Below are 24417 nucleotides of genomic sequence, written 5' to 3'. Positions count from 1 at the left end.
TCGGACGTGTCTGCTAGATTGAGGATGACTCAGCATCCATGAATACAAAACCACATTGATTGTTTTTTATATTTAAAACAAGGGAGGGTCGGACCAAGCCTAACATGAAAATGGCCTGATCCCGATTTACACATGTTAGTTTGCTGAAGATCAGCTAGCAGTAGGTCGCAACACTTCACTGCTGGTAGTAGTTTTACAAAGTAGCAATTTACTTCACTTAGTCCCCTCCAAAAACCAACAAACGTTTATACTTGCCCCCACAGCTATAAATTTTCTGGCCAGTCTAAAGGCAACTCTAATACTTCGCTCAGTGAAGAACCGGGATACCATTGCATTTCCTCTCCTTTAACAAGAGCATGCGGCATTAATTTAAGTGCTTCAGGAAGCGAATTTGCGGCCCAAGGATTAAAGTAAATCGTATGGCGCCGTGAAGCGAGCGTGTATGCCGTGAGATCGTTAAAAATCCATGCACCACTAACGCGCCTCGCCTGAGGGCCGGATTTACCAAGCCAAGCGCCATTGGGAGCGCGGTCAAATCTGGGCTCCGCCTCCGGATTCTGAACAGCTATCAAATATTGCTCCTGACCGAAAAGTGCTTGCATCTCATCCATTCTGTCGAGGTGAAACGAGCCGAAGTTCACAGCTATCAAGAGAGGTTTGTCTAAAATCCCGTACTTTGATCCCTTGAACTTAATAGCGTTTCGAATTGGGCTCCACTGATCGATGGGCCCGACGCCACCATCAAGCACTCCAATTAAAGTACGCGCGCATCCTCGCCTCTCAGGCTTCAGTGGGATCGCACGAAGAACTACCTGCCACTCTTCATGCTCCCAGTTAAGAGGAGGTACAGAATCCAATCCGTTGCATTCGATTTCGGTTCGAATTTCATCAGGATCAAGCGAATCTAGCCACTTCAACGTGGCGGCGAGCAATTTCTTACCGCTTGGCTGAGTGTGCGGAACCCCTTCGTATTCAACAGCAACCATAAAGTTAGCGTGACTTGCAAAACTCAAGGCATCAAGGGTTAATCCAATCCTTGCCTCTGCGCCTGGATCCGAATCGTCATCGACAGAAGCGAGAACGGCTTCTAGATAAAAATCTTCGCCGCATGGCGACATAACGTGAAAATCTGGGCGTGCTTTCGATCCGTTCGGAAGTTGGGGATGTGGACGCAGGGAATATCCAAGGCGGACAAGAAATGCGTGAAGCGCAAGCTCAAATATCGATGATTTGAAGTGTGTGTCATTTCCACTTTGAATCCTAGCGACTAATTCAGCGTGTTCCTCCTCTGGATAATCTTTCACGAGGGCTTCTAAAAATTGGCGGACTCGTTCAATTTCTGGCATAGCGGAACGATCTAAAAAAGCGAAATCGCTCTCTCGACTTGCTTTAATGCTTGAGTCGGTACGCTGGTAGTCGGCGAAGAGCATGTTCTCTGGGTACCTATTGTGATTGGCTGGCCAGTGCAGTTTTTTGCACATTCGATGTTGCCAAAAGAATACCTCTACAGGTTGCGTGTTCCGACTGTATCAAACCACACATCACAGGGGCTCACGCGTGATCGGAATCGATCGTATCCCCAGTGGAACCGTCGGAATTAACCGATAGCGGCAGTACTGATCGGCCTGTGGAGAGCGGCACACCAACCCACTCTTCATGATTAGATGCGGTCTACGTCCACCATCAATGGCTCGGAGGAAAGTAGCATTGATTACTGATATTGCCCAATCTACGTCTGTCGACGGTGTACTCGTGCTCATTCAACCGTCTGCTATGAACTGACGGTCCAGCAATTATCGCTTCCGCTGGGGCAGTGGTGTCTATGATCACCCCGCCTTTACCTATAGCGTTTAATCCGCTAACGAACATTAGGGCTGTGTTTTCTCGATTGCTCCATGCCGTCCCAATAACTCCACGTTCCAGTCGATCAATATTTTCTCCACGATAGAGTAGTAGGTCGGGCCCCTCATAACGAGGTAACCACACCCAGAGCATGTTCATCAACAACTCATCGTCATCGATAAGGATCCGTATGTAATGGTGAGAGACATGCCATTGAGTATGAAAGCAATTAGCAATCGCCGTATCCTTGGGAGCACACGCGATCAGCTCTCTCATGAGTCTGCGCCACTCTTCTCTATGCCTATCGACATTCGGCCCCTTCAGGATTGGGCCGAACGTTTTGCCGTCGAGAATATAGCTAAGGAGGGGCGGATATTCAGCTAGTATATGGCTACTCACTGACAAACTGACTCCTGAGTTTTTCATGTGATGGGAGAATATAACGAAGAACGTTGGAACCTGCCCAGGCCGTTCAATGATCTAGGCGAAAATGTCGAACGACCGAAACTGGCCGAGAGCAGTCACGTCTGACAACCTAGCCCGTTGGTCTTTACATCTAGGAATAAAGACGCTGACTGTCAATTACCAGCCGCGCCTACGTTTCGCGAATGTAGTACAAACCCACGCAGATGAGTTAACGCTGCTATTTCAGGATCAAGGCCACGCAGAGTTGTAGTCCGCTGGCTACCATCTGGTAGATAAACGATCAGCTCATCTCCGTGAACTGAATAGGTGCCCGTGTACGTTGTCCCTTCATGCTCACAACTGATTTCCTCGTCCACACACAGCTCCTTCAGTTAGTGGGCGGTTAGCCGTGCGACCAACAGCTTTTTGTCAGCCAGGTCGTCAAGCACATGCATTTTTCTATGGCAGTTGGGGCAGAGAGCAACCGTGTTTTCCACGGTGTCCGCTCCACCATGTACAAGCCACTCGATATGGTGTGTCTCGAGATATGGCGTCCCGTCCTTTCTGTTGAACGGCGAAGCTTCCTGGCACAAATCACATCTCCCCTTGGATCTACGCTTAGAATGCTCTGCTACCCAGTTACCCACTATTCAATTGGACATCACCAATGCGTGCTTAGACAGCCAAGCTCAGCTGCACCTGAGCAGGTACGGTCGCGCGACGCCAAAGCCAGGCATCGAACTCGCGACGAGGAAGAGATAGGAGATCGGCAGCACAGCAAAACGACTTACGGAGAAAATGGTAATCGTCATTTTCAACACCAACCGATCGTGCGAAGGCACGAACGTGACGATCAACAGCAATAGAGTCGATACCAACCAGGCACGCCATATAGTCAACCGTTTTCGGCCCGATGCCATTCACTGTTTGAATTGCATCGCAGAACTCGACAGAAGCCAAAGCTGTACGTAGATCTTGCGCGTCTTCGATTCCCCTACCCTGCAAGAAAAGTACAAGCGCTTCAAATCGGCCCACTTTTTCAAAATGGCGCCAATTCAAAAAAGCACCGACATTGCTAGCTTGAACCAACAAGACCAACGAAGAGATTGTGTCCAGATCCGGATGCGACTGCAGAATTGCAAGGACACGAGGCCGCACGACCGTCGTGTAATTGAGGCCCGCCTGAAGTATAGAGTCTGCCAGCACCGCCCCAAGATGCTCACAAGTGGCACGCGGATGCTTCTCATCAAAGAGCGCGCCCTCCTCCTTGGCGCGGTTAGCAATACGACGTGCAACCAGGAGAACATCGACGAGGGAGTTTCTCATACCAATTTAGCCTCTTTCAGCGCGTTCAAGCGCTCAACACAGTTCGGGCAAGCGCCGCATGGAAAATGGGCCGACGCCTGACAGGAGTAAGTCCTACCAATCGGTACGCCTAGCGCAGCTGCAGCCATAGCCACATCGCCTTTGGAGGAGTATCGGAAGGGTGAATGGAAACGGACAGAGCCGATTGTCGAGGTGAGCCCATCAAGGCTATTCATAAACGCAGCAGTACAGTCGATTTCTTTAGCGTGGTTGCTGTTAATGAAGCCAGTATAGACATCCAAAATCCCGACGGTCTGCGCGCGCGCTGCAGCAGCGGCAAAGAAGAGCATCGTCCGATACGGGATGTACAGGTCGTCGTCCTTCACTTCTTCTATCCAGAGATCAGCCTCTCGGATAAGGCGAGACTGCGACCCCCGGAAAATATCCGAGATATCAAAGCGCTCAGGTCTCACCATTTCGGATGGAAGGACCTCATTCACTCGTTCCCATTCAACGTCGGCGCAATGCTGCCCGTAATCGAAAAAAATTGGTACCACTTCAACGCCTTGGGCGACGAGCTGATATCCCACGGTGGTGGAGTCCAAACCACCTGATGCCAGTAGTAGGGCCTTTTTCATGACTTTTCGCGCCCTAATTCAGCAATTACATTGAAGGTTCCATTGAGACATGTGTCGAGGTCGGCGGAGTATATAGAGCTACCAACCATGACCATCGTGTTTTCATTCTCGCGCCGAGGATCATAGGTGACTATCTTTTTGCCCATTTCAATAGCCATCCCAATCTCTACGAGGGTACCGGGGTCACGATCGAGAGGAATCGCAAACACCACGTCGCAGTCCCTAAGTAGCTGACAGTCCAAAAAATAGGCTCGACGCAGGCCGCTTTCTGTGGCCGGCCTCTCTAACTCACCGTTCTCTACTATTGGTCGTCGTACTCTAAAATTGTGGTACGTGAGGCTATCCACCGCCCGATCAAGCTCTCGCTTGTCGACGTAAGAAAAGTCCGGGCCTGCGAGATAGATAGAGTATTTCTGCCGGTCGTGCCACGGAAGCGACGTCCCACCAAGACCTTGCAGCGTATTTAAAGGCAGCTTAAACCCACGCTGTACTTCCCGCTTGATATCGTCTGGGAACGTAGACTGAGAGTAGATTGTCGCAGCCTGACACCCACGCCACGCCGCCTCGACCCACCCTTTCTGTGAGTTGGCGACCATAACACTTGAGTAAACATCCCCTACGCCCACGGAATTAATAGTGCGACCCAACGTTGCTGGGATCTGTAGAACGGTTCCGTTACGCAAATCGAAAAGCCGGCTCCCACCACGATTCTCTTTAAGCAAGAACACTTCTGGTGAAAGTTTTCGCACGGCAGCAAGCAATCCACCAATGTCTTCATGCCCTAAATTCATGAACAGAGACGATGACGTCGAAATAATGATTGCTTGCAACCGGCCTCGAAACGCTTCGAGCGACGATAGGTCCTCAAGGTCATAGGCAACATCGAACGAGAACCGTGCATCGTTGGAGAATGCTTGAGCAAGCGCTTCAATGCTGAACTTGCCCGGAAAGACAACAACCTTTTGGTAAGCTTTTAAAGAGGGTAAAGGATCGCGGAGCTTCAAGCTCTTCGTCTCACGCATAAGGTCCTCATAACCTTGATGCGCAACCTCCGTCACATCTCCAATGACAATGACATTGGGAGCACCGACCACATCCCCGAGCCAAATAAATTCATAGCATTCGAGCCGCGCTAGGTAGTCCGCTGCTTCGTCGACGAGATATTGCGGACAAAAAACAGCAACGGAGTATTCAACCCCTGCTGCCCAAAGCCCTCTTGCAGCGTGCGCTACTCCACCCAAGCGAAGCTTACACATTGAACCGTGCTGGCCCAGCGTGTAATCGACAACAAGCTCCCCAACCACCAAGACTCTTTCTATAGTGCTCATAATTATTGCGGCACGAAGTCAGCTTCGACGGTAGGTACGGGTGATGCCGCGGACGAAGTGACCACACCTAAGTAATTAACACCGTCTTGCATGCATGCGACAAGATAATTATATGCCGTAGGAAGTGCACCAACCTTCAAACCATTTGCGTCAACCGCAAATACGCGCTGCCCGTCGAAGATAATCGTCAACTGAGTATTCGGAGATGGGACAATACGGTACTGCGAGTAATACTGCCCGTTTCCAACATCTTCCAAGAGTACGTTAAAGGCCTGGCTGCACCTATCAACTCCGCTTGTACCGCCGGCAACTCCTGCTCCGTCACCTGCTACTTCTTTAGCTTTCGTACCAGGATAATCCGAAAAACGCCCAGATCCAGAGCTCCCCATAACACCCTCCTTGTGATAGCGATTTGCCTCAGTAGAACGCGTTTGTATCCTCTTCCATGGGTTAATGCAATCCAGCCATCGGAAATTAACGAACTGAGATGAAACCTTCTGGTATGCAGAAAACCGCCGTAGAAGGTTGGCACGATGCAGGAGCCTGCAGACGCTAAGAATCGCATTATGATTCGTGCCACCCAAGGCCTCCATTAGCTCGCAAAAGGGGCTGGTTGCGGAAGCGATCCGAAAAACTGCGCAAGCGATGACCAAATCCCAGCCAATAAAAAACCCCGTAGACGTTAATCTACGGGGTTTTTAAGAGTGGAGGCCGAGGTCGGAATCGAACCGGCGTAGGCGGATTTGCAATCCGCTGCATAACCATTTTGCTACTCGGCCTCAAACGATCAATGCCCTTGTCGCTGACATTCACCGCATACAAACTTGAGTGGGCCATGTGAAGCTTGCCTCTACTCTAACTCATTGAAAACAATGAAGTTTTTAAAGCTTCGTTGCGTTCGATGGGCGCCATTATGTACTTATTTGCCTATACCTGCAACCCCTTGATTTCAAAAAATATTCTGCCTTGGCATCAAGGGGTTGCGGGTCTGCCCTACTCCTTCACTGTCTGGATTTGGTACTGCGGATCAGCCTTGATCTGGGCGTCAGTGAACGGCAATGGGCGCAGGTTTTTCTCGGAGAAGGCTTGGGTCTGGTCCTTTGAGTAGTTGGACGCAGGGTTGCTGGATTCGGAGAACGCCAGTACGCCTATGGCGTTGGGGCCTTTGTCGTCGAAGGTGACGATTTGCAGGTAGCTGGTGCCGCTGACCACTTCGCGTTTGCCGTCGGCGCGGGGGACGGTTTGCATGGCGTTGTAGATGCCCAGTTCTTGTGGGCCGCCGTGGATGGGGGTTTGGCCGGAGACTTGGATGTCACCCCAGCGGCTCAGACCGAGTTTGTCGACGTCTGCGCTGGAGGCCAGCATGGCTTCGCGCAGGGCCTTGGCGACGGGAGCGCGGTCGATGGCGAGGCCGGTTGGGGTGGTGAGCGGGTGGGCTGGGTCGAAGGCGACGCGCCAGGCGTCGGGGACTTGCTGCAGGTGCTGCATCAGGTTGATGAAGTGCACCAGGCCCACGCCGCTGTCGAGGTTGGCGCGCTGGTCCCAGTTTTTCAGGCTGCTGCACAGCGGCCGTAGTGCTGTGGCATCGGCGCCCAGGTGTTTGGCGCAGAACGTCAGCAGGTCGGGCATGACTTGGCTCGCCAGGTACACCTCGTTGCCCATGACCATGTTTTGCAGGTCTGCGACGCCGATGGGGTGTTTGTCCAGGGACTGCAAGCGCTGGATAGCGAAGCGCGCACGTGGGCCAAGGCTGATGTTGTCCTGGCTGATCACCGGCGAGAAGCCTGTCAGCGGCGCTTTGGGGTTGGCCATCCAGGCGGAGTCGTTGGAGTGCTGCACGTAGTCGGTGCGTTGCAGCTGGGGCAACTGATCGGCCGGGAAGATGCCGGCCTGGGCCGCACGCGGGTCGATGTCCCAGGCGCAGGCACTGTGGGCGCCGTCGAGCATGATCATTTGCAGCCCGGCCCGTGGGTCGCTGCACTGGGCGAGCTTGGCGGCGCTGACGTTGGGCACCACTGACAGGTTCATGTACAGGCTTTGGCCCTGGTCATCGGCGGCCAGGGTGTTGACCCATGGAATGCCTTGCAGGGTGTGCACCGAGGTTTGCAGTTCCTTGAGGCTGCCGGCGCGGTTCATCGCATACCACTGCTGCAGTACCCGGTCGTTGCCCAGGTTGGCATCGCGCAGGCTGAAGGCGTAATGGCTGTCCCAGTCGAGCTTGCCGGGCCATTGCACCACGGGGCCGAACTGCGAACTGTAGACGTTATGGGTCACGCCCTTGAGACTGCCATCGGCTTGCTTGACCTGTACCGTCACGGCCTTCTTGTCCAAGGGGATGGATTTGCCATCGAGCATGTAGCGGGTGGAATCCTTGGGGTCGAGGGTCAGGCGGTACAGGGTGAAATGCTTGGACGTGTCCACCGTATGGGTCCACGCCAAGTGCTGGTTGAAGCCGATATTCACCACCGGCAGGCCGGGCAACGCGGCGCCCATCACATCCAACTGGCCCGGGATGGTCAGGTGCATCTCGTAAAAACGCATGCCGCCTACCCAGGGAAAGTGCGGGTTGGCCAGCAACATGCCGCGGCCATTGAACGAACGGTCACGGCCCACGGCGACGGCATTGCTGCCTCGGTCCAGGGTGAAGCGTTGCTGGTTGGCCGCGGCCAGCTCAAATGCCTTGGCGCTCGGTTGCACACCGGCGGTGGCCTGAGGCGGAGTCGCGCCCACCAAGGCTTCGGCGAACTGGCCGACGCCTCCTTCCACCAACAGCCTGCGGGTCAACTTCACAAGGTCTTCAACCACCAAGGGTCGCACCCAGGCTGCCTGACACTGTGCAGGCGCGCCCTGCTCCTTGAGATAACGGTTGTAGCCGGCCACATAGCCCTGGATGCGCTGCTGCATCTGCGGGCTTTGCGCCTTCCAGAAAGCATCCACCGCGGACGGTGTATTGAGCCAGGTGAAGAACACATCGCTGGCGAGGTTGTTGCGCTCTTCCAGGGTGGCTTGTTCGGGACCGAAAAACCTGGCGCGCTCGCCATTGACCGTGACCACTTCATTGGCCAGCAGGCACAAGTTGTCCTGGGCATAGGCGTAACCGATACCGACCCCCAGGCCACGCTCGTCGTTGGCGCGAATATGCGGCACGCCATAACTGGTACGCCGGATATCCGCCGACGCCTGTGTCACTTGTTCCCGTGCCGATACGGCCAGGCTCAACCCCAGCAACAGCCCTGCTACGCCTACCCTGGACAACCCGTTGGAAATAATCACGCCGACTCCACAGTCAAATTGAACACCCTCACGAGGGATAGTTACCCCACCGTAATAACGCAAACAGCGAAGAGTAATTTAGCCGGGAGAGGTGTTTAACCGTGGCGATTGATGAGTGACAAATTTGATACCGACAAATTTTCTACACCCATCGTTTCATGATTTGCGTCACTCGTTCGTCTTAGTACCTAAGAGCGCCATCTTTTTCTTGATCAGGCTCTGAAAAGGAGTTTTTGCATGTATAACCCGCAAGTGCCCACGGATGGACATTCACCGAACGCCGATGCCGACTTTGGCGACGGCGCACGAGCGTTCGGCAAAGTACCCGAACAGGGCAACCAGCGTATTCGCCATTTGCTCAAGTGTTTCGGTTTGCGCACCAGCCTGATTCGGCTGAAGGTCATCGACGCCCTCCTCACCGCTGCCGACAACCAGCGCACCCTGGGGGTGCGGGGCGTGCACAGCCATTTGCTGGAGCTGGGCATCCCGTTGTCGTTTCTCAGTGTGCGTGAGGTGCTCAAGCGTCTGTGCAGCGAGGGCGTGATCACCCTCAATGCCGATAAGAGCTACAGCCTCCATGCAGAGGCTGCCAAAGTGCTCGAAGGTCGCGCCTGACTCAGAAGTTGGGCTTGACCTTGCGGCGCATGATGCCGTTGATCACCACCACTACCACGGCAATCGCAATGGCCAGGTACTGGAAGGTTTTTTCGCTGATAACCCCGGTGTTCTGCAGATAGGAAAGACCAAACATCGCCCCCAGCACTACCAGGGAAATCAGAATCGAGTATTTCAAGCGTTGCTTTTGGGTCATGACGGGTTCCTGAAGCTGAAAATGTATCCACTTTGTATCGCTGAACATGCCAGGCACATACCCGTTAACGGGGGTGGACTGGGATCGCCAGGGCCACATGTTACAGGCGATGAAAAGCTTTGGCTCGTTCTGCGCCAGATTTACTGATCAGACAGCGTCTCGCTTTCCAGAGCGCAAAGCGCGACGCTTTGCCCCGACAACACCCTCCCGCCTTTATCCCAACCAGTGCGTCGTAACCACCTGCCTCAGCCTGCCAAATAGCTCACGTGGCTACGCCAACCTGTTCGTCTTTAGTCACAAAAATTCCGCTCCCCCATCCGGAACCGTCCGACGGACTGATCTCACCTAAACGAAGCCCATTAAGGAAGAGTCGCCACGCGAACTGTCACTAACTAGCTAGGAAGTCGGGCCAATATATCCGAGATCACTCACGTGCTTACAGGTATCGCTAGCCACCGCCCACGCCGGGACGTCACCGACCAATCTCCCCCCGCCCGCGTCACGCCCCTGCTGCAAACTTCAACATTGCCCGAAGTAGAGGGGATTGCGCCGCTCAGCGCGGATCGGTCAGACCTGATCCGCGGCTTGCAAATCACCGACCAACGTCTATTGCTCAATCAGTTCCAGGCGCTCAATCAGCAAATCCAGGAGTTGATAAGCCGACAGCCAAAGCTCAACGACGTCATTGAACAGCAACTCGCCCAAGCGTTTGGCACTGCGCCTCCCGTAGACCCAGCGACACTCTATGTTCATCGCTATGACACTGATGAACATGGCCAGCGCAGGCTGCTCTCGGTGCAAACCATCACACAGGCCCTCTTCGACACATTGCTCAAGCTCAAGGCCTCCTCCGCTGCTGACGCCTCTGCCGAGGGTACCGAATCGGGCTTCTACATAGGCACCGCGCCCGCCGACAGCGACCAGCAGTTGAACGCCCGCGGCACGTTGATTTCGATGGCCCAGGCCCTTGAAAAAGCACTGCCATTGAGCCTTGCCCGGTTCTGGACAGAACCACGTCTCGGCGAAGCCAACCCTGAGTCACCACAAACCGAGTTGCTGGCTATTCATCGGGAGATGTTATCCACCCTGGCCGCTTTGCAGGTGCAAGACGGTACGTTGACACCCGCCGCCAAGACGTTGATCGACCAGGCGTTTCAACACCCCAACCTGGCAGCGCGTGAGAGCGCGATGAAGGATGGAGAGCGGCCTGGGGTCTACCCGCTCAAGCTCGATACGCCAAGGCCCGACGGCAGCCTTTTGGCAGGGGCTTTTCTGCTCACCAGCAGCGATGGTTCGTCGACCACGCGTCCTTTCGATAGCCCGTCCACGGACAGGACCTTAACGCCCGGCGACCAGCGAGGCCTTACGGTGCTGTATACCCCCCGCGATGGCTACGAGGTGTTCGACAGCCCGGCCAAAGCGCTGCAAACGTTGCGTCAGCGCATCAGCGACTACCCCGACGCCGCGCAGCAGTTGCTGCAAAGCCTGCCGCTGGCCACCCAGCAGAGCCTCAAGCCTGGCTGGAAAAATGAGCTTAGCCAAAACCTCACCCCGCTAACCGGCGACGTCATTGCGGCAGGCGTACCGCAATTGCTCGAACACCAACGCCAACAGGTAAACACCGAACTGCAAGTGCTGTACGAGCCCCAAAGCAGCGAAATGAATGTTGACCCCTGGCGGCAACCGCAGGTGCAGGGGGCCCTGGAGCAGGCGTCTGACCTGGGGGCGCATTTCGACGGTGCCAACGCTTTGTGGGCCCGCACTGAGCGGTTGCTGGATCGATTGAGCGCTCTGGACGGCCGCCAGCTACTCGACCAACAGTTGGAGGACCGCAAAAACTGGCAGTACCTGGCGCAACAGCTTAACCAGGCGGGCCAAAGCCTGGCGGAAAATGCCGCCACGCGGGACGTGTCGGCGGTCTTGAAAAACGTGCCGATGAATGTAGCCCCAGGCTCGACCCACTACCAGCCATACGTCCTGGCCCCTGGAAAGTCCGTCAGCCTGGAAGCCTTCGTCCGTGAAAATGGCTTGCCTCTGCCCAACACGCGGAGCGAGCTGCTGGCGCTGGCCCAAACGGCAGCGGCGCGAGCACAACAACACCCATTCGGTAATTTCGGCGGTGGCTTGTCCTGGCCGATCCCCTTGAGCCTGAGCGAGCAGCAGTCCCTGCGTGACGCGGCGATTGAGCATGCGACCCAACACCCAGACGCACCGCAAGAGAGTCCGGCACTGGGTGTGCTGGACTATTTGAACCGTCGCCAGTCGCTTTCGGCCACGCTACTTGAAGATCCGGTCAAGGTGCTGGAGGCCTTGGTCAGCTCGACTGACGGGCAGGCGTTGGGGTTGGCGATGCAAACCCACTTCAATGGCATTTCCACACCAACCAGCGTCAATGACTACGCACTGGCGGCCATCAATCTGGCGCTGGATCCGGAGGCCCTCACGGCGCCTCGTCGAAACTGGGTGGCCGGCTACGACCTGGCGGACAAAAAACACTGGGGCAAACCCCTCTCAGCGGTATTGGAGGGCCTTACCCAGCGCTTGATCGACACCCAGCGGGCGTCACCTGCATTGGCCAAGGCGGGCGCGCACCTGTTACTCATGCGAGCAGCGCCGCACTTGCTGGTCAAAGACATCCCCGACAGTGTGGTCTACGGCAGTGTGGCGTGGGCGAATCTTTGTATCGCGGCCGCTGCGATTGAGGCCCAATCGCCGGGCCGGGTGGCCAGCATGACCTTTGCCGAAGTGATGATCACCGCCGCCGATCTGCCCGCCGCCTCAACGCCTGCGCAAGCCGCGGTAGTGCTCGATTGGGCCGTGACCAAAAACATCCTCGCGGCAAAAGACGATGGGCTTTACACACAAGACGACATCGATGAGGCGCTGGCGGCGTTCAACCACCAGCAAGAAAAACTCAAGGAGGCCAGCGCGTTACTCGATACACCCATGCCAGACCGTGAACAGTTGGCCGAGGCGTTACTGCAGAAAGAGTTCGGGGAAAACGTGGCGTTGGACGACAAGATATTCGCCAAAAAACCCCAAGGCCTGCCCCCCAAACCCGGTAAGCCGTATTCAATGCGGGAAATTCTCATGGAAGGCGTGGTCATGGATGATCAATGGGCAATCAAGAACGAGACCCATGGTGTTGACTTTGATGCGTTCGTCGCATTCACCAAACGTCCGGAGTCCAATATTCAAAAAACCTTTGATGACACCTTTGCGACCGCAACCACCTACCATAAGACAGTCAAGAAACTGTCTATCGTCAATGCGCTGACCAACCTCCCACCTGACGATCAAAAAAACCTCAGCCATGGAAAGCTCAATTATTACCAGGAGAAAAGCTACAAGATTGGAACGTTGGGGAACACGCTATTTCATACCAGCCCCAAGATATTGGTGACCGCCGAAAACGACGGCGCTCTCAGTAAATATGAGTTCGATACAGAAAAAGGCCTGATCAAAAAGCTGGGAAACACCGCTGTCTCGACCAAGCCTGAGGTATTTCATAACGAAGTCACTCAGATAGAAGAGTTTTTCCCCGACGTCAGCAAGAGTAAAGCAGTTGATGGCGTATGGACGTTCGCAAACTTTATTCCGGGGCTTTCCAACATCAAATGGGTAGACAAGGACGGTTTTAAAAGAAACCCCCTTGATAACTCCCGGCCCTCCACCTCGTCTGAGCCTTACCTGTTCACCAACCGCCGCGCTCTTCACCTCGCCGACTCGGTCGTCAAGGCATTGGATCTTGATAACCCGGCGATCAGGAAAGCGGCGGCCGGAACGACGTCTTCCGAGCACAGAGCCGAACAGACAAGGACCTTGAGGAGTTTTTTCCTCGACCTTATTCCCTTCCGTTCAGCCATCGTCAACTTCATAGAGGGTAACTACAGCGAGGGTGTCACCGATGTCGCATTTGATATCTTCGGCTTTATCACCGCCGGAATCGGCGCTGCTGCCAAGGCCGGAAAAGTGTTGAACCAAGCCGGTTCTGCACTGAGCAAGGCGCTCAAGGTGACAAAGATCATGGTTCCCCCGCTGCTCAAGGAACTCAACCCGTTTGACGGTGTGGGTGACCTGTTACTCGGCGCAGGAAAAGTGGCCTACGAGGGAGGCGGCGCGCTCCGTAACGGGATGCGAACACTCAAGGGCACGGCAAGCCGCGAAGCTCTCCTCCTCGCCAACAAGCACTATGACGCGGCAGCCACGGGGTCAATCAAAGTGGGGGACTCGTCCATCATCGGGAATGCCGTAAAACAAAACGACCATTGGTATAAATTCAATGCAGACAGCTTGCAGCCTTACGGTGCGCCGGCTGATTTCACCCCCACTGATACACTGATGCCAGCTGCCACCAAGTCTCACACGCCTACCTCTCACCGTGCTCGTCCCTACCCATCACGCCCCCCTTTCCCCCACGTAGGCGCGACTAAAGAAGCACTGCCTGCCGGAGACTATGTAGAACAAACAGCAGGAAAACTGATACCGGGGCATTTTATTCCGGGCAATGGAATGGATCAGACAAAGGCACGTTTCACTCAGCAGATGGAAGATTATTACACCGCTACAAAGACACCTGGAGCCTTACCAGTACAACCGACTATCCCGTCAGTGCCTAAGCCAATCAGTCCGCAACAGTTGATTACCGAAACCTTGCAAGTATCGCAAGGCGTGGTGTTTGGAGAGCATCACTCACAGATGGCCAGCTTCAAACTGCTGATGGACAGTATGCAAACGTTCGTCGCGCAAGGTGTCAAGAAGGTCTATTTCGAGGGTGTGATTGATCTCCCAGGGGTGGGTGCGGTAGATGACGGCATCAGTAATTTGGGCAACCTAAAAAAGGCCCGGACCAACCCGACCTACCAAGACCTTGTAAATGAGTTCAAAAAAAACGGCATCCATGTCTTGCCCCTCGATCACTACTACCTGACCCGACATAAGGATGACCTTTTACGCAGCCGCACCGTCTCGGGAGTCAACTCCGAGATACGCCTCAAAGAGTTCAATTACTATGCAGCCGAAACGATCCAGGCCAACTCCGGTACCGAAAAGTGGGTCGCCCTGGTCGGCAATGCGCACATGAATACGTCTGAGGGCGTGACAGGCTTGGCGGAACTAACCGGCACCCTGGGCATTGGCGTCTTTGATAACGCGAATGTGCCCCACTCCATGGGGCTCATCGATACGAGGCATATCCCCGACCCTGCTAAACCGTTAAAGCGAGGGGACCTTCCCGGCAACCTGCATATCTACATGAAGCCCTAATGCACCCAGCGCTGGTACAGCCATCGTGCCAGCGCATCCAACGCAAACCCCAGTAGCCCGATCAACACCACCATCGCCATCAGCTCCGAATACGCCAAGCGGTCCCGGGTATCGAGGATGTAATAGCCCAGCCCTGCACTGACCCCGAGCATTTCGCACGGCACCAGCACGATCCACAAGATGCCAATGGCCAGGCGTACGCCGGTCAGCACATGCCCGACCACACCTGGAATGATCACCCGGCGCAAGGTCTCCCAGCGCGTGGCACTCAGGCTCTTGCTCAACTGCAACCAGCGCGGGTCAAGCTGACGCACGCCGGCAGCGGTGTTGAGCATGATCGGCCACACCGCAGCGAAGGCCAGCAGGAAGTAGATAGGCTGGTCCCCAACCCCCATCAGCATCACCACGATAGGCATCCAGGACAGGGGCGAGATCATCCGCAGAAACTGGAAGGCCGGCGTGGTCGCGGCCTCCAGGTTGCGCGAACTGCCCACCAGCAGCCCCAGTGGCACACCCACTAACAAGGCGAGAAACAGCCCGACAAAAATGCGCTTCAGGCTGACAGCGATGTGCAGGTACAGCTCACTGCGCCCAAGTAATTCCCACAAGCTGCTGAAGGTCGATGCCAGGGAAAAACGCGCCGACAAACCGTCGGCCTCGCCAAACACTTTCACTCCCAGCCACCACAACACCAACAACCCTGCCAAGCCGCTGATACCGAGCAACCAGCCCGGCCATACGGCGGTTTTGCCGTTGTTCAAACGCCAATCTCCTCGTGCCGCTCATAACCGTCCGGCAAGCCGAAGGTCTTCATGCCGCCCACCGCTTCGATCGCGTGACGAACGAAGCGATCATCCACCAGGTCCTTGGCGACGAAGGCCGGATCAAGATCGGCGAGGAACTTCTTGTCGCCTTCGATCAAGGTGTCCTTCAAGCGCCGCACCAGTTCCTCGGTGTAGCTGGGGAATGGATAAGGCTGGAAGTCGATGCGGTGCTCGTCCCAATTGGCATGCTGGATCGCGCCGTCGGCCAAGTAGGCTGCGCGGTCGCTGGCAGCCGGGGCCAGTACTTTGCTCAGTACGGGTTCTGCATGTGGCGTGTAACGGTTCGGGCCGTCCTTGGACAGCAACTTCACTGCCTCTTCGCGGTTGTCGCGGGTCCACACCTGGGCCTTGACGATGGCGTTCACCACCTTCTGTGACCACTCCGGGCGGTTGGTCAGGTCATGTTCGTGCATGAACACCACGCAGCACGCGTGGTTGCGCCACACATCGCCGGTAAAGCGCTGCACACGGCCGACCTTGAGGTTCTCCGCCAGGGCGTTGAACGGCTCGGCGACGATGTAGCCGTCGATGCGCTTGCTGGCCAAGGCTGGCGGCATGTCGGAAGGTGGCAACACGATCAGGTTGACTTCATTGGCGGCAATCGAGCTACCGATCGCCCGCGTCACCGGAGTGAGGCCGTTGTCACGGAACAGTTGCTGCACCACCACGTTATGGATCGAGTACCAGAACGGGATCGCCACCGACTTGCCGCCCAATTGCTTCACGTCGGTTATACCTGGGGATACGGTCAAGCCCGAACCGCCGACGTGGTTCCAGGCCACGACCTTGGCCGGCACTTTGCTGGCGTAACGCGCCCATACAGTCATCGGCGACAGCAGGTGAATCACATTGACCTGGCCGGAGATAAACGCCTCGATCACCTGGGCCCAACTGCGCAATAACACCGGGCGTTCAGCCTTGATGCCTTCGGCTTCGAACAGGCCATTGTTGTGAGCCACCAGCAAGGGCGTAGCGTCGGTGATGGGCAGGTAACCGATGCGTACCGGCGCGTCCGGTTCATTGGCTGCACGAGCCTGCAGGCTGCTGAGCAGCGGCAAGGCACCGGCAGCGCTTAGCACCGCCGATAGTTTGAGAAAGTCACGGCGCGAGTGGGTCAGGTCATCCAGACACATGGTTGAGCTCCTGTTGTTCAAAGGGGTTGGGGTGGGGGCGGCTCGCCTGCCGTAAGGTTTTCAGAATATCGATACGCAGCGCGCCGATGGCCTCGACCTGCTCTTCCCGCGGTTGCGGCAAGTCGATATGCCATTCGCCCAGGGTGCGCGCCGGGCGGTTACCCAGTAGCAGGATGCGGTCGGACAGCAGCAGCGCTTCGTCGATGTCGTGGGTGATCAATACCGCCGCCGAGCCCTGCTCACGATTGACCTTGAGCAGCAGGTGCTGCATGTCGGCGCGAGTGACTTCGTCCAAGGCGCCGAACGGCTCGTCGAGCAGCAGCACTTGAGGCTGGCGCGCCAGGCAGCGGGCCAGCGCTGTGCGCTGGGCCATGCCGCCGGACAATTGCGCCGGAAACTGCTGGCGCGCATGGTCCAGGCCCACGGCAGCAATGGCGTGGTCGACACGCCGGCGCCGCTCTTCAACACTCAAGTGCGGTTGGCGGGCGAAGTCCAAGCCAAAGGCAACGTTCTTTTCCAGGTTCAACCAAGGCAACAGACTCGGGTCCTGAAAGGCCACCGCCACCCGTGGGTGCGGGCCGCTCAAGGGCTCGCCCAACACCCGCACGCCGCCCGCCTGGGGCACCTGCAAGCCGGCAAGCACACGCAACAGGCTGGATTTACCCACGCCGCTGGGGCCGAGGATCGACACCACTTCGCCCGGCTGCAACTGCAAGTCGAACCCTTGCAGCACCAGGCCGCTGGCATACCCCAGGCAAATTCCCTGGGCCGTCAATACCGCCTGGCTCATAGATTGGCCTGGCGATGCAACTCGGTACGCAATTGCACCAGGCTGGGCGTCACAATCGGCACAAATGCCGATTCACGCCAGCGCCGGGCAAACCCGCTACCGTGGGCGGTCAGGTAAGCCTTGCCACCGCTGGCTTGCAGTTCAAGCTGCACAGCGCTTGCAGCGGTTTCCGCCAGGGCGATGCGCAGCTTGAACAAGGGCACCGGGTCGGCGGTAAAGCGCCCGGCCAACAACCCATTCTTAAGCTCGCTGACCAGATGATCCAACGTCGCCCGCAAGGCTTCCAGCTCGTCGCGCAACACCGTACGACTGGCGCCCAAATGGTTGGCCACCTCGGCCAGGGAGCGCCGGGCCAAGCCAATCGACATGCCACATTGCAAGCCCAGAAACGCCGGGCGCACGGCTGGCAAGAACTTGCGCGCATCTTCGTGCAGCAACCAGTCGCGGCTCAACTCCACACCTTCCAGGCCAAGCGCCGCAGTGTTGCTTGATTGCAGCCCGAGCAGTTCCAGGTCGCGTGAGCGCTGCAAACCTGCCACCGAGTCCGGGATCGCCAGGATAAACGGCGTGCCACCGCCCGCATGCTCAATGGCCGCCGCGGCGACAAAACCGTTCTTGCGCAGGTTAGTCACCCAATGCAGGCGGCCGTTGAGCGTCCACCGTGGTCGTTGGGTTCGGCGCTGATCTGCAACGACTCGATGCCCGATATAAACTTCATTGCATTGGACAGCCCGGTTGCCCCGGCCAACTTGCCACTGAGCAGATCCGGCATCAGTTGTTCGCGCAGACGCTGATTCGGGCTCTGCAACAGGTACTCGATAAACGAGCGCTGGCCCCAGCACACAAACGCCGCCGCCAGGGAATGGCTGGCAACATTGGCGATGGCCTCGACCGCACCCGCCACATCACCGCCCAGGCCGCCCAGTTGCGTGGGTACACCGATTTTCAGAATATTGGCTTCTGCCAGCCTTGGCAGCACTTCCTGTGGATCGCAACTGCCCACGTCCAGGGCCTGCGCTTGAACATCGAGCCAACGGCTCAAGATTGGGTCAAGCATTCATGTCTCTCCTTTTTACAGCAGGTGGGCCAACGCCGATTCAGCTTACCGGTTGTTCCCAACGGTATTGCGCCAGCTCCGGGTTCAGCGGGGTACGCGCAAACACGTTGGCGAAGTTGCACAGGGTGGCCAGGCTCACGCCCAAGATGACTTCCAGCGCGTGGCCGTCGGTGTAGCCAGCGGCGCGGAACGCCTCAAAGCCTGCATCGCTGACATCGCCACGGGTGGCGATCACTTCACGGGTAAAAGCGGCGAGTGTCTCATAGCGCGCGTCAGGCAGCTCACCACGCCGACGCAGGGCCTCGATCACTTCCTCGGGCAGCTTGGCTTTGTTGCGCGCAACGGCGGTATGGCCGGCGACGCAGAAGTCACAACCGTGGGTGGTAGCGGCGATCAATTGCACCACTTCGCGGTCGGCCAGGCTCAGTTCTGCCTTGGCATTCAAGCCGGACACAGTGATATAGGTTTCCAGAGCAGCCGGTGCGTTGGCCAGTACGGCCAGCAAATTAGGGATAAACCCCGAGCCTTTCAGCGCATTTTCCAGGAAGGGTTTCGCCGCTTCCGGGGCGGTTTCAGGCGTGAGCAACGGTACACGGGACATGGAGTGGTCTCCTGTTGGGTTAGAGCCCACAGTCTGTTGGTTCTAAAAAATCGGCTCAATAGGCTAAAGTAGCGATTACTTGCTCTTGAGTCTTTCAATTAGATGAATTCGTCCGATGTGCTTGTCGATTGGTTATTAGATAGCCTCGAACTCAACACCAGTCTGTTTCACGTCGGCCGCTATTGCGGTGACTGGCATGCCAGCACGCACGGCCTGGCCCAGGCGAGCTTCCATCTGATCGTCCAAGGCGAATGCTGGCTGCATATCGATGGCGACCCGGTAGCCCAGCATTTGAATAATGGTGACGCGGTGTTTCTGCTGCGCGACTTTGCCTATCGATTGTCCGGGGAAGCCGCGGCGGCAGACGCGCAGGAATGCCCGCGCCGCCCGATGGTGCCTCTCGACAGCAGCGCCACGGACGGCGTGGGATTAGTCTGCGGCTTCTTTCACTTTCAGTCCGGCCTGTCAGCGATGATCGTCGACGGCCTGCCCGCCTGGATTATCCTGCGTGCTGGCGATCCGTCGCTGACCGCCGCACGCAACCTGTTCGAATTGATCCTGCAAGAGTGCGAGCGCACACCGGCGCCCTCCGCTGCCTTGCTCGAACGTCTTTGCCATTTATTGTTTCTGTATGTATTGCGCCAGCAAGTCATCGACAACACTGAGCTCGGCGGCCTCGCGGCGCTTGGCCGAGCCCCCACGTTCGCGCACCTGCTGGAACAATTGATCGCACGTCCGGCCGAGCCCTGGAGCCTGCAAAGCATGGCAGCCTGCACCGGCTTGTCACGCTCGGCGTTTTTCAAGCGCTTCAGTGAACTGTGCGGGCAATCGCCAGGGCACGTGCTGCTGATGATGCGCATGCGCCACGCGTGTCGGCTGTTCAAACAAGACCAAACCGTGGCGGATGTGGCCTTGGCGGTGGGTTATCAATCAGTGGCGGCGTTTACCCGGGCATTTCGCAAAACCACCGGCCAGCAGCCTGGTGCTTACCGCAAGGACCAGTTGCGAAGCTGAGAAACGCGTGAGTCGTGCTGCCTACCGCCAGTTGCAAGAAAATGACCGCCGGCAACCCTGGCAGGTCATTGATGCAGGCCCGGCCCAAACGCCTTGACGCAAATCCTTCCCCGCCCTTCCTGGAACGCTTTCAGCCGATCCTCCACGCAAGAGTAGTCATGACACACCGTCAGACTTTCTGCGATCAACCTGAAGGACACCTGATGCTATCCCCCCTCACTCAACCAGCAGTAAGCCCCAACTACACAGCCTCCACCGAACCGGAAAAACCCAAGCCGTCGCCCTACGACCCACCCTCCGACCTGACGCCGGGCGTCCCGAACATCAGGACGCATCGACTGCTGGGCGTAGGTTGCCGGGCCGACCGCGCCCGATAAGTTGACCTTGCCACCGCCAATGCCGGCAAGGTCACCCTCACGCCATTCAACTTTGCACCATCGTACCTCAAGCTCCGTCTGACCCAGCCGATAGCCCGACGAAGCTCTAAAAAAGCCGCGTCGACTATAACGCTTCGTAAGGACGACCTCCCATGCCCCCACTGCGCTCTATCCAAGCCCGCTACACCCTGTTTCTGGTGTTATTCGTCCTGGTGCTATTCGTATTGACCGTCGCAGGCATCGGCCAGTTGGTCGCCCCCAAACTGCAGCACACCGAAGAGCAGGTGGTGCTCAACCGGGTGGCCGAAGTGGCTCAACAGATCCAGGGCGAACTGAACAAGGTTCAAGCCCAGCAACGCACAATCACCCAAACCATCCCCTTGCTCGACAGTGATGCCATCGATAAGGTCCTGCCCGGCCTGGTGGACCAGTACGGCGAGCTTAAAGTGTTCGGCGGCGGTATATGGCCGTTGCCCAACCAGCGTACGCCGGGGCGCGCCAAGCACAGCACCTTCTGGCACCGCGATGCCTCGGGCAAGTTGGCGGTGAATACCTTCTGGAACAGCGACCCCGCGCCCAATTACTACGACCAGAGCTGGTACAAGGGCGGCCTCGCCGCGCCTCGTGGCCAATGCGCCTGGGCCGCTGCCTACAAGGACGATGCCAGCCAGGAGCCGCGCACCAACTGCGCCATGGCGATCCAGCGTGACGGAGCCGCCTATGGCGTCGCCACCATCGACGTGACCCTGGGCTTCTTCAATGACCTGGTGGCCAACAAGGAAAAAGACATCGGCGGCCAGATGCTGATCGTCGAGGCTGACGGCAAGATCATCAGCAACAGCACACGCTTCAGCGGCCCGGTGGTGTTGAAGAACATCAGCGAACTGGCCGGTAGCTCGGCCTTCGCCACTCAGGTCAGCAAAGCCCTACCCCATCGCGACCAAGGCTTGCAGCGCAGTGAATTCGACAATCAAGGCGTGGACAGCACCTTCTACATGCGGGCCATCGAAGGCACGCCGTGGTTCCTCGCCACCGCCCTGCCCACTGCGCTGATCACCGCCCAACGTAATGAGGTGCTCGGCAGCCTGGCGCTGGTGCAAATCCCCATGGTGTTGCTGCTGGTGCTGTTAGCGGCGTACGCCATCCGCCAGCTGGTGCAGCGCATGAAGTCACTGAAAACCAATATCGACGCGCTGTCTGCCGGCGATGCTGACCTGACGCGGCGCATTACTATCCGTGCTGAAGACGAGTTGGGTGCCATTGGCCATTCGGTGAACCGATTTATCGTCTACCTGCAAAACATGATCGGCGAAGTGACCCAGGCCACCGGCGCCATGTCGTCCGGGCTTGAGCAGTTGCAGCAGGCCTCGGCGCACACCAACCAGATCCTGGTGCGCCATGCCTCGGAAACCGACCAGACCGTCACCGCCATCACCGAAATGAGCTCCACCGCTGACACCGTGGCGCAAAACGCCGCCGAGACGGCCTCGTTCACCCAGCGTGCCAATGAGCATGCCGACCGCTCACGCGTGGTCGTCGGTGAAGCCTCCACCAGCGTCAGCGCCTTGATCGGCGAGGTTGCCAGCGCCACCCACACCGTGGAAAACATGCGCCAGGACGCCGCACGCATCACCGAAACCCTCGGCGTGATTGGCGCCATTGCCGGCCAGACCAACCTGCTGGCACTCAACGCCGCCATTGAAGCAGCGCGAGCGGGCGAGCAAGGCCGCGGTTTTGCCGTGGTAGCCGACGAGGTGCGCGCACTGGCAGCCCGCACCCAGGCCAGCACCTCGCAAATCAACGAAATGCTGGCGCGCTTGACCACTGGCGTCAGTTCCTCGGTCACCGCCATGGAAAATACCCAGGCCAGTTGCCAGTCGGCAGCGGATGCCACGGCGCGGGTCAACACCGGCCTGGATGAGATGGCCGGCTCAGTCAGCCATATCAACAACCTCAGCACCCAGATCGCCACGGCCGCCGAGCAGCAAAGCGCAGTGACCGAAGAGATCAACCGCAGCATGGTGCAGATCCGCCACATGGTGGATGAGCTGGTGCAAAGCGGGCATGCCACGCAAATCAATACCCAGAGCCTGCTGGAGGCCAATGGCCGGGTGATCAGCTTGATGGGGCGCTTTAAAGTGCGTTGATCAATGGTCTGAATACTCCCGTGCAAAGCACGGGAGTCGGACTATTCTGACAGCTCCTAGTGTAATAACCCGCACACAGGAGGTGTGTCATGCACGCGACTGAGCATTCGATCCGCTTGGAGCACATCAGTCAGGAACGCTTCATTCAAGCCCCCATCGATACCGTATACAACTATGTCACCCAGCCCGACCGCTGGCACGAGTGGCACCCCACCTCCCTCAGTGCCGATACCGGCACCAGCGGCTCACTGCCCGTCGGCGCACGTTTTACTGAAGTCGTTAACCTGCTGGGTATTCGCGTCCCCATGAGCTACCGCGTGCAAATCGCCCGCTGCCCCAACGAATTCAGGACTGTGTTCACCTCGTTGGCGGTTGACGGCGCTATCCATTACTTCCTGCAAGCTCATCGTAACGGCACGCTGTTCAAGCGCGTACTGACCTATGAGACCGAACTGCAACTGGCGACTTTGCACGAGCGCATGGTCGAGCTGTCGGCGATTGCGCTGGACCAGCTCAAGCAACGCTTGGAAAACCCAGCCTTCGTATAATTTAGAAACATTACCACGGTGCCCCATTGCAAAAAGCAGGGAGAATGCGCGGTTTATTGCCGCGTTTTCAGTGAGACCCACGATGAAAAACCCATTGCGACTGGCCCTGCTCTGCGCCCTCTTCACCAGCACCCTGGCCCAGGCCGCCGACCTGATCCCTATCGACGTGCACCGCGACGCCAACTGCGGCTGCTGCAAAAAGTGGATCAGCCACCTGCAAAGCAACGGCTTCAAGGTCAACGACCATGTGGAAGCAGACATGAGCGCGGTCAAGCAACGCCTGGGCGTCGCACCGCGCCTTGCGTCCTGCCACACCGCCGTGATCGACGGCAAATTCGTCGAAGGCCATGTGCCCGCCGAGCAGGTACTGGCCTTGCGCAAGCGCGACGATCTGCTCGGCATCGCCGCACCGGGCATGCCCATGGGCTCGCCAGGCATGGAAGTGGACGGGCGCAGCGAGGAATATCAAGTCATCGGCCTGACCCGGGACGGTAAAGACGTAGTGGTGGCCGACTACCCGGCCCACTGATCGGTGCCGATGGGTTACCTGGGGCTGTTCGTCGCGGCGTTTGGCGCCGCGACGCTGTTACCCCTGCAATCGGAAGCCGTGCTGGTCGGCCTGCTGCTCAGTGGGCATTACAACCTGTGGCTGCTGCTGGGCATCGCCACGTTGGGTAACGTGCTGGGTTCGGTGGTCAATTGGCTGCTGGGGCGCTCGGTGGAGCGCTTCAAGGAACGGCGCTGGTTTCCGGTGAGTGCCAAGCAGCTGGACAAAGCCCGCGGGCATTACGCGCGCTGGGGGCATTGGACGTTGTTGCTCAGTTGGGTGCCGATCATCGGTGATCCGCTGACCTTGGTGGCCGGGGTGATGCGTGAGCCGTTGTGGCGGTTTCTGCTGTTAGTCAGCGTGGCCAAGAGCGCGCGTTATATCGCGCTGGCTGTACTCACACTGATGCATCTTTCGCCTGGATAGAGCGACCATTTGTCGCTACTGTCAATTCTGACAGCTAGACACGCTTTGCTGGCCAGCGCTTCATCACTCTTGCCTATACGCCCACG

Annotated in this window: 20 protein-coding genes, 1 tRNA gene and 2 pseudogenes; 9 read left to right on the top strand and 14 right to left on the bottom strand. The window is 57.4% G+C overall.

Going from position 1 to position 24417, the window contains the following annotated elements; translation table 11 throughout:
* Positions 1–263: 263 nt before the first annotated feature.
* The 8 genes from JFT66_RS17775 to pvdQ all read right to left on the bottom strand — a co-directional run bounded on the left by JFT66_RS17775 (position 264) and on the right by pvdQ (position 8791).
* Entirely contained in the window at positions 264–1430 is a 1167-nt protein-coding gene (locus JFT66_RS17775) for a hypothetical protein (RefSeq protein WP_198859768.1), read from the bottom strand.
* Positions 1431–2639: 1209 nt separating this feature from the next.
* A complete protein-coding gene (locus tag JFT66_RS17770) occupies positions 2640–2894 on the bottom strand; it encodes an HNH endonuclease (protein ID WP_332875120.1) in 255 nt (84 codons plus the stop codon).
* A gap of 28 nt (positions 2895–2922) precedes the next feature.
* Complete coding sequence (locus tag JFT66_RS17765) at positions 2923–3573, bottom strand: hypothetical protein (protein WP_198859767.1); 651 nt, start codon at positions 3571–3573, stop codon at positions 2923–2925.
* On the bottom strand, positions 3570–4190 hold the full coding sequence (locus JFT66_RS17760; RefSeq protein WP_198859766.1) for a 7-cyano-7-deazaguanine synthase: 621 nt from the start codon (positions 4188–4190) through the stop codon (positions 3570–3572). The genes JFT66_RS17765 and JFT66_RS17760 overlap by 4 nt, the downstream gene beginning before the upstream one ends.
* Positions 4187–5518: a nucleoside 2-deoxyribosyltransferase gene (locus JFT66_RS17755; RefSeq protein WP_198859765.1), complete on the bottom strand. Its 1332-nt coding sequence runs from the start codon at positions 5516–5518 to the stop codon at positions 4187–4189. The genes JFT66_RS17760 and JFT66_RS17755 overlap by 4 nt, the downstream gene beginning before the upstream one ends.
* A 2-nt stretch (positions 5519–5520) precedes the next feature.
* A complete protein-coding gene (locus JFT66_RS17750) occupies positions 5521–5907 on the bottom strand; it encodes a hypothetical protein (RefSeq protein WP_198859764.1) in 387 nt (128 codons plus the stop codon).
* A 316-nt stretch (positions 5908–6223) separates the two neighbouring features.
* A tRNA-Cys gene (locus tag JFT66_RS17745) sits at positions 6224–6297 on the bottom strand.
* A 214-nt stretch (positions 6298–6511) separates the two neighbouring features.
* Positions 6512–8791, bottom strand: a complete 2280-nt coding sequence (gene pvdQ / locus JFT66_RS17740) for a bifunctional acylase PvdQ (RefSeq protein ID WP_198859763.1) — start codon at positions 8789–8791, stop codon at positions 6512–6514.
* A gap of 237 nt (positions 8792–9028) precedes the next feature.
* Between pvdQ and JFT66_RS17735 the strand changes: the two genes are divergently transcribed.
* Complete coding sequence (locus JFT66_RS17735; RefSeq protein ID WP_034119782.1) at positions 9029–9406, top strand: fe2+ zn2+ uptake regulation protein; 378 nt, start codon at positions 9029–9031, stop codon at positions 9404–9406.
* Position 9407: 1 nt separating this feature from the next.
* Here JFT66_RS17735 and JFT66_RS17730 read toward each other — a convergent pair whose 3' ends face one another.
* Positions 9408–9602, bottom strand: a complete 195-nt coding sequence (locus JFT66_RS17730) for a hypothetical protein (protein WP_034119783.1) — start codon at positions 9600–9602, stop codon at positions 9408–9410.
* Positions 9603–10034: 432 nt separating this feature from the next.
* Here JFT66_RS17730 and JFT66_RS17725 point away from each other — a divergent pair, with 432 nt between their 5' ends.
* Positions 10035–14867, top strand: a complete 4833-nt coding sequence (locus JFT66_RS17725) for a membrane-targeted effector domain-containing toxin (RefSeq protein WP_233097125.1) — start codon at positions 10035–10037, stop codon at positions 14865–14867.
* Here JFT66_RS17725 and JFT66_RS17720 read toward each other — a convergent pair.
* The 5 genes and pseudogenes from JFT66_RS17720 to JFT66_RS17700 all read right to left on the bottom strand — a co-directional run bounded on the left by JFT66_RS17720 (position 14864) and on the right by JFT66_RS17700 (position 19272).
* A complete protein-coding gene (locus JFT66_RS17720) occupies positions 14864–15628 on the bottom strand; it encodes an ABC transporter permease (RefSeq protein WP_198859762.1) in 765 nt (254 codons plus the stop codon). The genes JFT66_RS17725 and JFT66_RS17720 overlap by 4 nt on opposite strands.
* A complete protein-coding gene (locus tag JFT66_RS17715; protein ID WP_034119785.1) occupies positions 15625–16824 on the bottom strand; it encodes an ABC transporter substrate-binding protein in 1200 nt (399 codons plus the stop codon). Before JFT66_RS17715 ends, JFT66_RS17720 begins: the two co-directional genes overlap by 4 nt.
* Positions 16811–17614, bottom strand: coding sequence for an ABC transporter ATP-binding protein (locus JFT66_RS17710; RefSeq protein ID WP_034119786.1), 804 nt, complete (start codon positions 17612–17614; stop codon positions 16811–16813). Before JFT66_RS17710 ends, JFT66_RS17715 begins: the two co-directional genes overlap by 14 nt.
* Positions 17611–18671 (bottom strand): annotated as a pseudogene (locus JFT66_RS17705) (acyl-CoA dehydrogenase family protein). Before JFT66_RS17705 ends, JFT66_RS17710 begins: the two are co-directional and overlap by 4 nt.
* Positions 18672–18711: 40 nt before the next feature.
* On the bottom strand, positions 18712–19272 hold the full coding sequence (locus tag JFT66_RS17700) for a carboxymuconolactone decarboxylase family protein (RefSeq protein WP_153839630.1): 561 nt from the start codon (positions 19270–19272) through the stop codon (positions 18712–18714).
* Between the two features lie 102 nt (positions 19273–19374).
* Between JFT66_RS17700 and JFT66_RS17695 the strand changes: the two genes are divergently transcribed.
* From JFT66_RS17695 to JFT66_RS17670, 7 genes and pseudogenes are all read left to right on the top strand, one after another.
* Complete coding sequence (locus JFT66_RS17695) at positions 19375–20286, top strand: AraC family transcriptional regulator (RefSeq protein ID WP_034119789.1); 912 nt, start codon at positions 19375–19377, stop codon at positions 20284–20286.
* 203 nt (positions 20287–20489) lie between these two features.
* A complete protein-coding gene (locus tag JFT66_RS17690) occupies positions 20490–20663 on the top strand; it encodes a hypothetical protein (RefSeq protein ID WP_198859761.1) in 174 nt (57 codons plus the stop codon).
* Between the two features lie 152 nt (positions 20664–20815).
* Positions 20816–21949, top strand: a pseudogene (locus JFT66_RS30270) (HAMP domain-containing protein); the annotation flags it as partial.
* A 15-nt stretch (positions 21950–21964) separates the two neighbouring features.
* Positions 21965–22810: a methyl-accepting chemotaxis protein gene (locus JFT66_RS30265; RefSeq protein ID WP_411829420.1), complete on the top strand. Its 846-nt coding sequence runs from the start codon at positions 21965–21967 to the stop codon at positions 22808–22810.
* 89 nt (positions 22811–22899) lie between these two features.
* Positions 22900–23358, top strand: coding sequence for an SRPBCC family protein (locus tag JFT66_RS17680; protein WP_153839628.1), 459 nt, complete (start codon positions 22900–22902; stop codon positions 23356–23358).
* A gap of 82 nt (positions 23359–23440) precedes the next feature.
* The gene (locus tag JFT66_RS17675) at positions 23441–23887 is read left to right on the top strand and encodes a DUF411 domain-containing protein (protein ID WP_198859759.1); all 447 of its coding nucleotides are present in this window, start codon (positions 23441–23443) and stop codon (positions 23885–23887) included.
* A 9-nt stretch (positions 23888–23896) separates the two neighbouring features.
* Complete coding sequence (locus JFT66_RS17670) at positions 23897–24331, top strand: YqaA family protein (protein WP_233097124.1); 435 nt, start codon at positions 23897–23899, stop codon at positions 24329–24331.
* The last annotated feature ends 86 nt before the right edge of the window (positions 24332–24417 follow it).

This window comes from Pseudomonas sp. MF6755 (assembly GCF_016405635.1).
Classification (GTDB): Bacteria; Pseudomonadota; Gammaproteobacteria; order Pseudomonadales; family Pseudomonadaceae; genus Aquipseudomonas; species Aquipseudomonas haemolytica.
Note: the sequence above shows the minus strand (reverse complement) of the source record. Positions and strands in the feature narration are given on the sequence as shown.

Coding starts and splice junctions, on each gene's coding strand:
- JFT66_RS17695 (WP_034119789.1), top strand. CDS start 19,375: ATGAATTCGTCCGATGTGCTTGTCGATTGGTTATTAGATAGCCTCGAA.
- JFT66_RS17735 (WP_034119782.1), top strand. CDS start 9,029: ATGTATAACCCGCAAGTGCCCACGGATGGACATTCACCGAACGCCGAT.
- JFT66_RS17700 (WP_153839630.1), bottom strand. CDS start 19,272: ATGTCCCGTGTACCGTTGCTCACGCCTGAAACCGCCCCGGAAGCGGCG.
- JFT66_RS17680 (WP_153839628.1), top strand. CDS start 22,900: ATGCACGCGACTGAGCATTCGATCCGCTTGGAGCACATCAGTCAGGAA.
- JFT66_RS17775 (WP_198859768.1), bottom strand. CDS start 1,430: ATGCTCTTCGCCGACTACCAGCGTACCGACTCAAGCATTAAAGCAAGT.
- JFT66_RS17765 (WP_198859767.1), bottom strand. CDS start 3,573: ATGAGAAACTCCCTCGTCGATGTTCTCCTGGTTGCACGTCGTATTGCT.
- JFT66_RS17755 (WP_198859765.1), bottom strand. CDS start 5,518: ATGAGCACTATAGAAAGAGTCTTGGTGGTTGGGGAGCTTGTTGTCGAT.
- JFT66_RS17670 (WP_233097124.1), top strand. CDS start 23,897: ATGGGTTACCTGGGGCTGTTCGTCGCGGCGTTTGGCGCCGCGACGCTG.
- JFT66_RS17690 (WP_198859761.1), top strand. CDS start 20,490: ATGCTATCCCCCCTCACTCAACCAGCAGTAAGCCCCAACTACACAGCC.
- JFT66_RS17715 (WP_034119785.1), bottom strand. CDS start 16,824: ATGTGTCTGGATGACCTGACCCACTCGCGCCGTGACTTTCTCAAACTA.
- JFT66_RS17675 (WP_198859759.1), top strand. CDS start 23,441: ATGAAAAACCCATTGCGACTGGCCCTGCTCTGCGCCCTCTTCACCAGC.
- JFT66_RS17760 (WP_198859766.1), bottom strand. CDS start 4,190: ATGAAAAAGGCCCTACTACTGGCATCAGGTGGTTTGGACTCCACCACC.
- JFT66_RS17710 (WP_034119786.1), bottom strand. CDS start 17,614: ATGAGCCAGGCGGTATTGACGGCCCAGGGAATTTGCCTGGGGTATGCC.
- JFT66_RS17750 (WP_198859764.1), bottom strand. CDS start 5,907: ATGGGGAGCTCTGGATCTGGGCGTTTTTCGGATTATCCTGGTACGAAA.
- JFT66_RS30265 (WP_411829420.1), top strand. CDS start 21,965: ATGATCGGCGAAGTGACCCAGGCCACCGGCGCCATGTCGTCCGGGCTT.
- JFT66_RS17730 (WP_034119783.1), bottom strand. CDS start 9,602: ATGACCCAAAAGCAACGCTTGAAATACTCGATTCTGATTTCCCTGGTA.